The 12,456-nt window shown below is 70.5% G+C and carries 14 protein-coding genes; 9 read left to right on the forward strand and 5 right to left on the reverse strand.

What is annotated here, in order from left to right; translation table 11 throughout:
* Window positions 1-3 precede the first annotated feature (3 nt).
* Genes ACN28C_RS24480 through ACN28C_RS24490 form a run of 3 tightly spaced genes read left to right on the forward strand, consistent with a single transcriptional unit; the run spans window position 4 to window position 3,064 of the window.
* On the forward strand, window positions 4-1,278 hold the full coding sequence (locus ACN28C_RS24480; protein ID WP_422769867.1) for an ABC transporter substrate-binding protein: 1,275 nt from the start codon (window positions 4-6) through the stop codon (window positions 1,276-1,278).
* Window positions 1,279-2,232 (forward strand): carbohydrate ABC transporter permease, encoded by a 954-nt coding sequence (locus ACN28C_RS24485; protein ID WP_422769868.1) that lies wholly within the window; start codon window positions 1,279-1,281, stop codon window positions 2,230-2,232.
* Entirely contained in the window at window positions 2,222-3,064 is an 843-nt protein-coding gene (locus tag ACN28C_RS24490) for a carbohydrate ABC transporter permease (RefSeq protein ID WP_422769869.1), read from the forward strand. Before ACN28C_RS24485 ends, ACN28C_RS24490 begins: the two co-directional genes overlap by 11 nt.
* A gap of 14 nt (window positions 3,065-3,078) precedes the next feature.
* Here ACN28C_RS24490 and ACN28C_RS24495 read toward each other — a convergent pair whose 3' ends face one another.
* From ACN28C_RS24495 to ACN28C_RS24505, 3 genes are all read right to left on the reverse strand, one after another.
* A complete protein-coding gene (locus ACN28C_RS24495; protein WP_422769870.1) occupies window positions 3,079-4,218 on the reverse strand; it encodes an alpha/beta hydrolase fold domain-containing protein in 1,140 nt (379 codons plus the stop codon).
* Between the two features lie 135 nt (window positions 4,219-4,353).
* On the reverse strand, window positions 4,354-5,160 hold the full coding sequence (locus ACN28C_RS24500; protein WP_422769871.1) for an MBL fold metallo-hydrolase: 807 nt from the start codon (window positions 5,158-5,160) through the stop codon (window positions 4,354-4,356).
* Window position 5,161: 1 nt separating this feature from the next.
* The gene (locus ACN28C_RS24505; protein ID WP_422769872.1) at window positions 5,162-5,959 is read right to left on the reverse strand and encodes an alpha/beta hydrolase; all 798 of its coding nucleotides are present in this window, start codon (window positions 5,957-5,959) and stop codon (window positions 5,162-5,164) included.
* Between the two features lie 112 nt (window positions 5,960-6,071).
* Between ACN28C_RS24505 and ACN28C_RS24510 the strand changes: the two genes are divergently transcribed.
* A complete protein-coding gene (locus ACN28C_RS24510) occupies window positions 6,072-7,052 on the forward strand; it encodes a helix-turn-helix domain-containing protein (protein ID WP_422769873.1) in 981 nt (326 codons plus the stop codon).
* A 164-nt stretch (window positions 7,053-7,216) separates the two neighbouring features.
* Here the strand turns inward: ACN28C_RS24510 and ACN28C_RS24515 are convergent, their stop codons facing one another.
* Window positions 7,217-7,585 (reverse strand): group I truncated hemoglobin, encoded by a 369-nt coding sequence (locus ACN28C_RS24515; protein WP_422769874.1) that lies wholly within the window; start codon window positions 7,583-7,585, stop codon window positions 7,217-7,219.
* A 387-nt stretch (window positions 7,586-7,972) separates the two neighbouring features.
* Here ACN28C_RS24515 and ACN28C_RS24520 point away from each other — a divergent pair, with 387 nt between their 5' ends.
* Window positions 7,973-8,503: a DinB family protein gene (locus tag ACN28C_RS24520; RefSeq protein WP_422769875.1), complete on the forward strand. Its 531-nt coding sequence runs from the start codon at window positions 7,973-7,975 to the stop codon at window positions 8,501-8,503.
* Window positions 8,504-8,558: 55 nt separating this feature from the next.
* Here ACN28C_RS24520 and ACN28C_RS24525 read toward each other — a convergent pair whose 3' ends face one another.
* Window positions 8,559-8,798 (reverse strand): hypothetical protein, encoded by a 240-nt coding sequence (locus tag ACN28C_RS24525; protein WP_422769876.1) that lies wholly within the window; start codon window positions 8,796-8,798, stop codon window positions 8,559-8,561.
* 66 nt (window positions 8,799-8,864) lie between these two features.
* Between ACN28C_RS24525 and ACN28C_RS24530 the strand changes: the two genes are divergently transcribed.
* From ACN28C_RS24530 to ACN28C_RS24545, 4 genes are read left to right on the forward strand one after another with little or no spacing between them, the layout of a single operon-like run.
* Complete coding sequence (locus ACN28C_RS24530; RefSeq protein WP_422769877.1) at window positions 8,865-9,773, forward strand: ABC transporter ATP-binding protein; 909 nt, start codon at window positions 8,865-8,867, stop codon at window positions 9,771-9,773.
* A gap of 9 nt (window positions 9,774-9,782) precedes the next feature.
* Window positions 9,783-10,523 carry an ABC transporter permease gene (locus tag ACN28C_RS24535; RefSeq protein WP_422769878.1) on the forward strand — a complete coding sequence of 247 codons (741 nt, stop codon included), beginning with the start codon at window positions 9,783-9,785 and terminating at the stop codon, window positions 10,521-10,523.
* Window positions 10,524-10,526: 3 nt separating this feature from the next.
* Window positions 10,527-11,822 carry a histidine kinase gene (locus ACN28C_RS24540; RefSeq protein WP_422769879.1) on the forward strand — a complete coding sequence of 432 codons (1,296 nt, stop codon included), beginning with the start codon at window positions 10,527-10,529 and terminating at the stop codon, window positions 11,820-11,822.
* The gene (locus ACN28C_RS24545) at window positions 11,819-12,448 is read left to right on the forward strand and encodes a response regulator (RefSeq protein WP_422769880.1); all 630 of its coding nucleotides are present in this window, start codon (window positions 11,819-11,821) and stop codon (window positions 12,446-12,448) included. The genes ACN28C_RS24540 and ACN28C_RS24545 overlap by 4 nt, the downstream gene beginning before the upstream one ends.
* Window positions 12,449-12,456 lie beyond the last annotated feature (8 nt).

Below are 12,456 nucleotides of genomic sequence, written 5' to 3' on the forward strand. Positions count from 1 at the left end.
GATATGAGAGCACGAACCACGGCCGCGATCGCGGTGGCGGCGCTGCTCGGCCTCACCGCCTGCGGCTCCGGCGGCGGCGCGGGCGACGACGGCCCGATCACCCTGCGGATGACCACCTGGTCGGCGAACGAGGCGCACGTCACACTCTTCCGCGAGATCGCCGACGAATACCGGAAGAGCCACCCGGACGTCACCGCGATCACCTTCGACGCGATCCCGTTCGAGAACTACACCACCACGCTGACCACCCAGATCGCCGGCGGCAACCCGCCGGACCTGGCCTGGGTGCTGGAGAACGCCGCACCCGACTTCGTCTCCTCGGGCGCGCTGGCGCCGCTCGACGACACCCTCAGGGGCACCGACGGCTACAACTTCGACGAGCTGGCCCCGGCCGCGACGAAGCTCTGGCAGGCCGACGGCAAGCTGTACGGGTACCCGTTCTCCACCTCGCCGTTCGGCATCTTCGTCAACACGGACCTGGTCAAGGCGGCCGGCGCGCAGGCACCCGCCGAGCTGATCGCCGCGAACCAGTGGAGCTGGGAGAACGCGGCGAAGCTGGCCGCTGCGATCAACGCGGAGACCGGCAAGGCCGGCCTGGTGGTGCGGGACTTCGACTACAAGGGCTGGGACAACCTGTCGACGGTGTGGACCGGCTGGGGCGCGCAGGCGTGGAGCGAGGACGGGAAGACCTGCGGCTTCGACAAGCCGGAGATGGTCGAGGCGATGCGCTTCCTGCACCGGGCGACCTTCACCGACAAGGCGTTCCCCGGGCCGGGGACGACCGCCGACTTCTTCGCCGGCGAGGCGGGCCTGACGGTCACCCAGATCTCCCGGGCCTCGCTGCTCAAGGACGCCACGTTCGGCTGGGACCTGGTGCCGCTGCCCGCCGGCCCGAAGGGCGAGTACGCGGTGATCGGGCAGGGCGGGCTGGGCGTACTCAAGAAGGGTAGGCACGCCGACGCGGCGGCCGACTTCCTCGCCTTCTTCACCAACCCCACCAACTCGGCGAAGCTCGCGCAGTTCTTCCCGCCGCCGCGCACCTCGCTGCTCACCACCGAGACGCTTGCCAAGACCAACCCGCTGCTCAAGCCGGAGCAACTGGAGGCGGTCGTGATCGACGGCATCTCCACCGGCGTCGTCAAGCCCAGCCACACCGGGCAGGCGGAGCTCTCCCAGGCGGTCCGCTCGGCGCTCGACCCGCTCTGGAAGCCGGACGCCGACGTGCCGGCCGTGCTCGCCGGCGTCTGCGCCGCGATCGACCCACTGCTGGCCGAGTAGATGGCACTGCTGACCGACGACCGCACGGCGGGCCGGACCTCGCGCCGGCCCGCCCCGGGCGGTACACGGAGCTGGTGGACCACCCGTCGCCGTGACCACCTCGCCGGCTACCTCTTCGTCGCGCCGCAGCTCGCCGGCAGCGTGCTCTTCGTGCTGGTCCCGCTCGGCCTGGTGGTCTGGTATTCGCTGCACGAGTGGAACGTGCTCGCCGACACGTTCGATTTCGTCGGTGCGGAGAACTACCGCGCCATGGTCGACGACCCCAACCTGCCCGGCGTGCTGCGGGCGACCGCGCTCTTCTCGGTCGGGCTCGTCGCGCTCAACCTGGGCCTGGCGCTCTTCCTCGCGGTGCTGCTCAACCAGCGGCTCCGCGGCACCGCCTTCTTCCGGGTCCTCTTCTTCTCCCCGGTCGTGGTGTCGCTTGTCGCCTGGACCATCGTCTGGGGCTTCCTGCTCCAGGACAACGGCGGCATCAACGGCCTGCTGGACACGGTCGGCGTCGACGGACCGAACTGGCTGCGCGGCGACCTCACCGCGATGCTCTCGGTGATCGTCGTGCAGGTGGTCAAGAACGTCGGCCTCAACATGGTGCTCTTCCTGGCAGCGCTGCAGGGCGTGCCGGGCGAACTCTACGAGGCGGCCCGGGTCGAGGGCGCCGGCCGGTGGACCCAGTTCCGCCGGATCACGGTGCCGCTGATCAGCCCGACCATCCTGCTCACCTCGATCATCACGGTGGTCGGGTCGCTCCAGGTCTTCGCCCAGATCGCCGTGCTCACCCAGGGCGGCCCGGGCTCGTCGACCACGGTGCTCGTCTACTACCTCTACCAGCAGGCGTTCCAGTTCCATCACTTCGGATACGGCGCCACCGTCTCCGTGCTCCTGTTCCTGATCGTCCTGGCGCTGACCGTCGCGCAGTGGCAGATGCGCAAGAGGTGGGTCTTCCATGAGCAGTAGGCTCTCGCCGCGCACCAAGGTGCTCCTCTACGGCACGCTCTGCGTGCTCGCCATCCCGTTCGTCTTCCCGACCTGGTGGATGGTCACCTCGTCGGTCAAGCCGGTCGCGGAGATCTTCGCCTTCCCGCCGAGTCTCGTCCCGAGCTCGGTGAGCCTCGACGGCTACCGCGACGCGTTCACCACGCAGCCCTTCGCCCAGCAGTACCTCAACTCGGCCTACATCGCCCTTGTCGTCACCGTCGGCACCCTCGCGGTCTCCTCGCTGGCCGGCTACGCCTTCGCCCGGATCCGCTTCCGGGGACAGAACGCCCTCTTCCTCGTGGTGCTGCTCGGCCTGCTGATCCCGAGCGAGGTGACGATCGTCCCGCTCTTCCGGATGTTCCACGCGGTCGGCCTGGTCGACACCCACTGGCCGCTGATCCTGGTGCCGATCCTGGGCGCCCCGAGCGTCCTGGCCACCTTCATCATGCGGCAGTTCTTCCTGGGGCTGCCGGGCGAGTTGGAGGAGGCGGCCCGGCTGGACGGGCTGGGCCGCTTCGCGACCTTCTGGCGCATCGGTCTGCCGCTGTCCCGGCCCGCCCTGGGCGCGGTCGCCATCTTCACCTTCCTGCACAGCTGGAACCTCTATCTGGAGCCGATCGTCTTCCTCTCCACGCCGGAGAAATTCACCCTGCCGCAGGCGCTGACCCAGTTCGTCGACGCCTACGGCGGCCCGATGTGGAACGTGCAGCTCTCGGCGGCGTCGCTGACCGCGATCCCCGTACTGGTCGTCTTCGTGATCGCCCAACGCCAGTTCATCGAGGGCCTGGCCCACACCGGTCTGAAGGGCTGACCCGGATCTGCTGGTCACCGTCGCGGAGCGGGGCACAGATGGTCCCGCAGGAAGGCGAGGATCTCGCGGCGCGCGGGGCGGGCGGCCGGCACCAGGCCCGGGGTGCTGAGAAAGCTGTGGGTGGCCCTCGGGTAGCAGATCAGCCGGGCCTCGGTGCCGTCCTCGTGCAGCCGTTCGACATAGCGGCGTCCGTGGTCGGCGACAGGGTCCAGCGCGGCGGTGACGACCAGTGCCGGTGGCAGACCGGCGACATCGTCGAACGTCAGCGGCGACACGCTGCGCGGGTCGAGGGTCGGCGGCACGCTCAGCCGGCGGCCCAGCCGGAGCCGCGACACCGGTAGCGTCGGGTTGTCGGCGTTGGCCGCCATCGAGGGGTAGTCGGCCATGGTCTCGGTCCAGTCCGTGGTCGGATAGAGCAGCACCTGGGCGCGGAGCGGCGGACCGTCCTTACGGGCACGCAACGCGAGGAGAGCGGCGATCATGCCGCCGGCGCTCTCGCCCATGACCGCCACGGCGGCGGGGTCGACGCCCCAGCCGGCGGCGTCGTCGACGAGCCGAACCAGCACGTCGTTGCCGTCCTCGACGGGCCGGGGCAGCGGATGCTGCGGGGCGAGGCGGTATTCCACCGAGACGACCATCGCCGGGCACCGGGCCGCGAGGTGGCTGTTGAGCCAGTCGTTCTGCGCGGCGGTGCCCATGATGAAGCCTCCACCGTGGAACGACACGATCAGCGGCAGCTTCCGGGCTGCCACGTCCTTCGGGCGGTGCACCCGCAGCGTCAGGCGGCGACCGGGGAGGTCGATGGTGGTCTCCTCGATGCGGGCACGACGGTCCGGCCGGCCGGTCACGATCCGTGCGACCCGGGAGGATCCCGCCCGGTTCGTCTTTTCACGCGCAGCGATCACCTGATCATCGGTCATCGCCTCCCAGTCGCGGGCGTCCCGCAGGATCCGGGTGCCCAGTGGAGCCCGGCCCTTCATATCGTCCCGATCCCGGGCGGGTGCGCTGGCATCAGCTCTCCCCCATCCATCCGTCCGGCCGGCGGGCGACTCGACGACCACCCCGCCGGCGGGTGTGGCTGCCAGCATCTCCGCCCCGGCCACCGGGTGTCTTGGACAAATGTTCCGCTCTCGATGGATCGACAGGCTCGTCATGGTCCTCCTTCGGCCGGCGGGGCCGGTCCGGGGATGTAGGGCCGGACGGGGATCGCCCCCGCGCTGACGCCTGTAGGGGCCAGGCTGCGGAACCACGACGCTGTCCGGCCGATTCCCGGACACCGGAAACCCGGCTCAGGTCTCCAGCTCGGTGGGGGTGCCGATCGGCAGCCAGCGGATCCGGTCGCGTACCTCGGGCGGTGCGGCGGCGAACTCCTCCTCGATGACCGAACGGGACTGCTGGAAGTGCTTCCACCCCTCGTAGTGCACCGGCACGGCGGTCTGCGGGCGTACCGCGCCGAGCAGCTTGACGGCGTCGCGCGCGGTCATCGTGTAACGGAACGGGCCGGTGACCGGGAAGCGGACCCCGCCGAGGTGCACCAGGGCCAGCCCGACCGGCACCCGGCCGGCGACCTGCTGGACGCCGCCGTAGAGCACGGTGTCGCCGGAGATCCAGAGCGCGCCGTGCCGCTGCCCCGGCCAGCGCAGGGCGAAGCCGACGACGTCGCCGACGATCGGCCGGCTCAGCGGTGGCCCGTGCCGGCAGGGCGTGGCGGTGACCTCGATCGAGGGCCGGCCGTCGCCCTCCAGCGTGGTCGTCACCCACGGCGCCAGGCCGACCGCACCGCCGCCGATCCGCGCGGCGCCGGAGGCGGTGGTGACGACGGTGCCGGCCGAGGGCAGTAGCCGCCGGCCGGTCTCGTCGAGGTTGTCGCCGTGGTGGTCGTGGGTCAGCAGCACCGCGTCGACCGGCCCGAGCGCGTCCACGGTGACGGCTGGATCGGCGAGCTTGCGGGAGGAGGTGCCCCAGCCGAACGCGTACGAACGCCCGGCCGGGTCGAAGGTCGGATCGGTCAGCAGCCGCCAGCCCGCCGCCTCGATCAGCACCGTCGGGCCGCCGATGTGGGTGAGCCGGACGACGTCAGCGGGCCTGGGCCGCACGTCAGCGGGCATGTGAGAGGGCCCAGTCGAGGGCGTGGTCGGCGATCTCCTCCCAGCCCTGCTGCGCGGGGAGCAGGTGCGCGTACCCCTGGTATTCCTTGACCTCGGTGACGGTGTCCGACTTGTAGTGCTTGGCGTTTGACTGCTGGATCGCCGGCGGCATGATGTGGTCCTCGCTGCCGGAGACGAAGAGCAGCGGTGCCCGGTCGTTGTTGTGGTAGTCGACCCAGGTGTCCTGGTGGCCGGGGCGGAAGTTGGCGAGCACTCCGCCCCAGACGATGCCGCCGCTGGCCGGGATGTGGTAGCGCTCGTAGAGCGCCCGGGACTCCTCCTCGGTGAAGGTGTTGGTGAAGGCGTACCTCCACTCCTCGAAGGAGAGTCCGACAGCCCTGTGCCGGTTGGCCGGGTTCTTCAACACCGGAAGGGTGGACTTCACCTGGGAGAGGGGGACGACCCGTACGCCCTCGGTGGGTGCGGAGTTGAGCGCGACGCCGGCCGCGCCGAAGCCGTGGTCGAGCAGGATCTGGGTGAACGCGCCGCCGGCCGAGTGGCCCATGATGATCGGCTGGCGGTCCAGCTCCCGGATGATCCCCTCGAATTTCTCGATGATCGCCGGCACCGTGACGTCGGCGATGATCTGCGGGTTCTCCCGCAGCGCCTCGACCTCCACCTCGAAGCCGGGATAGCCGGGCGCGAGCACCCGGAAGCCCTTCGCCTCGTAGTGCGTGATCCACTGCTCCCAGCTCCGTGGCGTCACCCAGAAGCCGTGGACGAGGACGATCGTGTCGGGCGTGGTCATGGCGGACTCCTCAGCTCGTAACACCCGCATGCGAACCTAGTGAGTGGAGCGCGTCGGGTCGGGGGCTGTGCGTGCACCGTTGTCGGCTCACGGTGCACATCGAGGAGCGCAAATGCGATTCGTCCTGGATACGGCGGACATTCCGCCCCACGAGCGTGTCGAGGCGGTCCACGCGGCGATGATGCAGGCGTCCGTCCCGTCGTACGTGATCCACGAGAATCCGCGCGGCGACGTCCGGACCCGCCTGGAGCTGTGGGACCTGGGTGGTGGGGCCACCATCTTCACCGCCCGGTCCACCGGCATCCGGCTGCTGCGCACCGCGAGGCAGGCCCGCCAGGACGCCGCCCCGGTCGTCGCGCTCTCCGTGCAGCGCCTCGGCGACGGCCGGCACGAGCAGTTGTGCCACCGGCAGATCGTGCCGCCCGGCGAGATGCTGATGGTCGACCTCTCCGCGCCGTACGACTTCTCCTGGTCGGACGAGGGCGCGGCCGGCTGCATCCAGGTCCCGGTCGACCAGGTCGGCCTTCCGCTCGACGTGATCCGCCGCGCCGCGGTCAACCTGCGCACCAGCCCGCTCTACGACCTGGTGGCCATGCACGTCAGCCAGCTCGTCCGGGACGCCGAACGGCTCACCGCAGATCCGGCCGCCGACGCGCTCGGCCGGGCCAGCATCGAACTGGTCCGCGCTCTGATCGCCTCCGCCGCCCACACCGAGCCACTCACCCGCACGGTCCTCGCCGAGACCCTGCTGGCCCGGATACGCGCCTACGTCCGCCAGCACCTCGCCGAGCCCGACCTGCGCCCGGCCACCATCGCGGCCGCGCACAACGTCTCGCTCCGCCACCTCTACAAGGTGTGCGCCCAGGCCGACTTCAGCCTCGAGCAATGGATCATCGGCGAACGGTTGCGGGGCGCCCGACAGGAGTTGCGGCGGCCGGAAAGCCGTGGCCGGACGATCGCGACGGTCGCCCGGCGCTGGGGCTTCACCGACCCGACCCACTTCGCCCGCCGCTTCCGCGCCACCTACGGCCTCACCCCCAGCGAGTGGCGGCGAACCTGCTCGGAGCCGGGCCGGGGCCGAGCGGAGCCGTAGCACGGCCCGCCAGGGCTTCGTGGCGGCACGCCCCGCAGAGATTCCTCACGCCCCGCAGAGATTCCTTCGGAAGTTCCGCACGCCGCGGTGCGGGTGGGGTTCGCCGAGGTAGGTTCCGAGGGCCCGACCAGATGACAGCCTGGACCAGCCGGGTGGGATTCGGGTCAGCCGGCCAGCTCGCGCACCGAGACGATCTGCGGGCGCAGCGGCGCCAGTGTCGCGGCGATCTCGGCGATGTCCTCACCCGACACTCCCAGCTCCGCCAGGGTGCTCGCGAGATGCGCGACCACGGCGTCGAAGGCGCCGTCGGTGACGTTCAGCCCGGCGTGGGCGGCGGTCATGTCCCGCCCGGCGTAGATCTGCGGCCCGCCCAGCGCCGCCGCGATGAACGCCCGCTGGTGTGCCTTCAGGCGGTCGAGCTCCACGCCCACGAAGAACGGCGCGAGCTCCGGGTCGGCCAGCACGCGCGCATAGAATCCGTCGACGGCAGCCCGTACGGATTCCGTGCCGCCGATCCTGTCGTAGATGCTCATGGCGCCTCCGTTCACTGAAGGGCTTCCGATGGCACGGCGTCTGCGGTCGTGGGCGACGGTAGGGCCGGCGCGTTGCCCGGCCGTTGTTGCCCGGCAACACCCGCGATACGAGCGCCGCACACCTCCCTCGGGCAAGTTGTGAGGATCGTGCGTGATTTTCCGCCAGGCCGATCGCCGGTGCTCGCCCTGATCGAGGAGCACGACGACCGGAGCGGCGTCGTCGTGGAGCGGGACGCCGTCGGCGTGCCCGACCGCCGAGGTACCGATCCGGCAAGGCGCCGTCCATCCGGGACGTCCTTCGACAAGCGGCCAGAAACTGACCGCTATGGTCCGTAGCGTCGAGGTCGAGAGCGAGACGAGGCACCTCCGAGACGAAGGGTGACGACCATGGCGACGACGACCTCCGCGCAGACCGTGACCGGCGAGCGGGCCGACCTCCTGGAGTCGCTGGGCCACGCGCGGCACTTCCTGCGGTTCACCGCGCGCGAGTTGAGCGACGAGCAGGCGACCACCCGCAGCACGGTCAGCGTGCTCTGCGTGGGCGGGCTGATCAAGCACGTCACGGCGGGGGAGCGGCAGTGGACCCGGTTCATCGTCGAGGGAGCCGCCTCGATGCCGGCCGGCGACGATCCGGCAACGTACGCGGCGCACGCGGCCGGTTTCCGGATGGAACCCGGGGAGACGCTGGCCGCACTGCTGGAGGAGTACGAGAACGTCGCGCGGCACACGGACGAACTGGTGCGTACCCTGCCCGACCTCGACGCCGGTCACGAACTGCCGCCCGCGCCGTGGTTCGCGCCGGGCGCCCGGTGGAGCGCGCGCCGGGTGCTGCAGCACATCATCGCCGAGACGGCACAGCACGCCGGGCACGCCGACATCATCCGGGAGTCCATCGACGGGTCCAGGTCGATGGGCTGATCGGGCGGCAGCCACCACCGGCCCTCCGGCCCGCGGCCGGAGGGCCGGCCGGGGATCACCCCTTCACGGCGCCGGTCAGCCCACCGACGATCCGCCGCTGGAAAAGGCTGAAGAACAGCAACGCCGGCAGCATCGACAGGGAGGTGAACGCCAGCACCTTTGCCGTGTCGACCGAGTACTGCGACGCGAAGGCCTGCACGCCGAGGGGCAGCGTGAAGGTCTCCTCCCGGTTGAGAATGAAGAGCGGGAGGAGGTTGGAGCCGGCATCCACCGATCGGTTGATCGGCGTACCCATCGCGCCTCGCGCCGGCCGGGCTGCGTGGTCGATCCGGCACCGGATCGCGGATGGCACGCTGCTGGTATGGCAATCATCGAAGTCGACAGCTTGGTCAAGCGCTACGGTGAGCGCACCGTGGTGGACGGGGTCAGCTTCGCCGTCGAGCCGGGAGAAATCTTCGGCATCCTGGGCCCGAACGGTGCCGGCAAGACCACCACCGTCGAGTGCGTCGAGGGCTTGCGGACCCCGGACGGCGGCACCGTCCGGGTCTGTGGCATCGACCCGCAGCGCGACACCGGTGAACTGCGGCAGCTGCTCGGCGCGCAGCTCCAGGAGAGCGAGCTGCCCGACAAACTCAAGGTCGGCGAGGCGATGGAGCTCTACAGCTCCTTCTACCGAAAGCCGACCGACTGGCGGGAGCTGATCGACACCCTGGGCCTCGGCGACAAGGTCGGCACGCAGTTCCGGCGCCTCTCCGGCGGCCAGAAGCAGCGGCTGTCGATCGCGCTCGCCCTGGTCGGCAACCCGACGGTGGCGGTGCTCGACGAGCTCACCACCGGCCTGGACCCGCAGGCGCGCCGCGACGCCTGGGACCTGATCGAGGACGTACGCAATCGGGGGGTGACGATCGTGCTGGTCACGCACTTCATGGAGGAGGCGGAACGGCTCTGCGACCGGCTCGCCCTGATCGACTCGGGCCGGCTCGTCGCGCTCGACTCCCCGGCCGGGCTGGTCGCGAAGGTCGACGACCGGCAGCGGATCCGGTTCCGGCCATCGACACCACTGGACGACGCCGTGCTGACCGCGCTACCCGAGGTGACGTCGGTCGAGCGGGCCGGCCGCCAGATCGTGGTGACGGGTACCGGAAACCTGCTGCTCGCCGTAGCCACCGTGCTCGCCCGCGACAAGGTCGTCGTCGCCGATCTGCGGGTCGAGCAGACGTCGCTGGAAGACGCCTTCATCGCGCTCACCGGCCGCCACATCGACGCCTGAGGAGATTACGTGTCCGCCCTGTCCCGGCTCACCGCCACCGAAACCAAACTGTTCTTCCGTGAGCCGATCATCGTGTTCTTCGCGCTCGCGTTCCCCCCGATGCTGCTCGTCATCTTCGGACTGATCCCGCCGTTCCAGGAACCCGACCCGTCCCTCGGCGGCCTGCGGGTGATCGACATCTACGTGCCGATCATCGTCGGGACGGCGCTGGCCATGTTCGCCCTCAACGGCCTCTCCCAGCTCCTCGCCACCTATCGTGAGAAGGGCGTGCTGCGACGCATGCGGACCACTCCGGTGAAGCCGCAGATGATGCTCGGCGCGCAGTTGCTGATGTCCACGATCCTCTCCGTGGCGACGATGGTGCTCGTCCTGGCCATCGGCCGCCTGGCGTACGACGTGCCGCTGCCCCGGCAGGTGCCGGCCTACCTGATCGGCTACCTGCTGGCGGCGCTGGCGATGTTCGCGATCGGCCTGCTCGTCGCCGCGCTCGCACCGAGTGGCAAGAGCGCCGGCGCGATCGGGTCCATCCTCTTCTTCCCGGTCGTCTTCTTCGCCGGCCTCTGGATTCCACGCAGCGCCATGAACGATGTGCTGCGGACGATCAGCGACCTCACCCCGCTCGGCGCGGGCGTGCAATCATTGCAGGACGCCACGGCCGGCCACTGGCCGCAACTGCTGCACCTGGCGGTCATGCTGGGCTGGACGATCGTGGCCGGCGGGTTGGCGGCGCGGTACTTCCGCTGGGAGTAGGTCGTGGGCATCGAGGCGGAGCTGCGTGCGGAGTTCGACCGCTGGGAGCGCCGGGAGATCGCACTCTTCAAGGTGCTCCCGTACCTCCTCCTGGCGGCCAGCGTCCTACTCACGCTGCTGCAACCGACCTGGGACACGCCGGTACACGTCCCGGCCGTGCTCGGGCTGACGCTCGCGACCACGCTCTGGATGCTCTACTTCCACACCCTCCACTCGGAGTGGCACCAGAACGGCCCGCTGATGGGCCTCTACTACACCGGGCTGATGGTGCTGGCCGCCGGCCTGGTGGCGCTCGCACCCTTCTTCGCCCTCTTCGCCTTCGTCGGCTATCCCCAGGCGTTCCTCTATTTGACGGGCCGCTGGCGCTATGCGGGCGTCGCCGCCACGGCGCTCGTCTCGGCGATCGGATATCTGGGCGGCGCCGCCGACATCATCGCCGGGGCGTGGTGGGAGGGGATCTCCGTCGCCGTCATCTGCATCGTGCTGGCCGGGGTGTTCTTCTACTTCGCCGAGTTGGCCGACGACCGCAACCAGAAGCAGCGGCGGGCGCTCACCGAGCTGCACGAGGCCAACACCAAACTGGAGGCGGCGCTGGAGGAGAACGCCGGTTTGCACGCCCAACTGCTGGTGCAGGCGCGGGAGGCCGGGGTGCTCGACGAGCGGCAGCGGATGGCCCGGGAGATCCACGACACCCTCGCCCAGGGGCTCGCCGGCATCCTCACGCAGCTCCAGGCCGCCGAGCAGACGCTCGACGACCCGTCGGAGTCAGCGTCGGCGGCGTCCCGCCGGCACGTGACGAACGCGATGAACCTGGCCCGGGAGAGCCTCACCGAGGCCCGCCGGACGGTGCACGCGGTCGAGCCGGCGATGCTCGCCGAGGCCCGACTCCCGGACGCGATCAACGACCTGGCCCGGCGCTGGGCGGAGGTGCATCATGTCAACGCGGTGCTGACCACCACCGGTGACGCCCGGCCGATGCACGCCGACGTCGAGGTGGCGCTGCTGCGGACCGCGCAGGAGGCCCTCGCCAACGTGGCGAAACATGCCCGGGCCAGCCGGGTCGGCCTGACTTTGTCCTACATGGAGGATCTGGTGACCCTCGACGTCCGGGACGACGGTGTCGGCTTCGCGCCCGGCGCCAAGCGGCCCAACGGTTGCCTGGAGGGAGGGTTCGGGCTCGGCGGCATGCGTCAGCGGGTGCAGCGGCTCGCCGGCCGGCTGAACATCGAGTCCGAGCCGGGCGGCGGCACCGCGATCTCGGCGGTCGTGCCGGCCATCCCCGCCGGAGGCACACAATGATCTCGCTGCTGATCGTCGACGACCATCCGGTGGTCCGAGACGGGCTGCGGGGCATGTTCAGCGCCGACCCGCGTTTCACGGTCCTCGGCGAGGCCGGCGACGGCGCCGAGGCCATCGCCGCCGGGGAGCGGCTCCGACCCGACGTGATCCTGATGGACCTGCGGATGCCGAGGACCGACGGGGTCACCGCCATCAAGGAACTCGCGAGACGCGGCGTGCCGGCCCGGATCCTGGTACTCACGACGTACGACACCGACAGCGACGTGCTGCCCGCCATCGAGGCCGGGGCGACCGGGTACCTGTTGAAGGACGCGCCGAGGGACGAGCTGTTCCGGGCGGTGGAGGCGGCGGCGCGGGGACAGGCGGTCCTCTCCCCCGCCGTCGCGACCCGGCTGATGGTGCAGATTCGGCAACCGGCCTCGGAGCCACTGTCGCAGCGCGAACTGGAGGTGCTGGAGCTGATCGCCCAGGGCTCGACCAACCGCGAGGCGGCCAAGCAGTTGTTCATCAGCGAGGCGACGGTCAAGACCCACCTGCTGCACGTGTACGCGAAACTCGGCGTCAACGACCGGGCGGCTGCGGTGGCCACCGCCTTCTCCCGCGGCTACCTGACACCGCGCGGCTGACGCCCTCG

The organism is Plantactinospora sp. WMMC1484, from assembly GCF_049315195.1.
Lineage (GTDB): Bacteria > Actinomycetota > Actinomycetes > Mycobacteriales > Micromonosporaceae > Plantactinospora.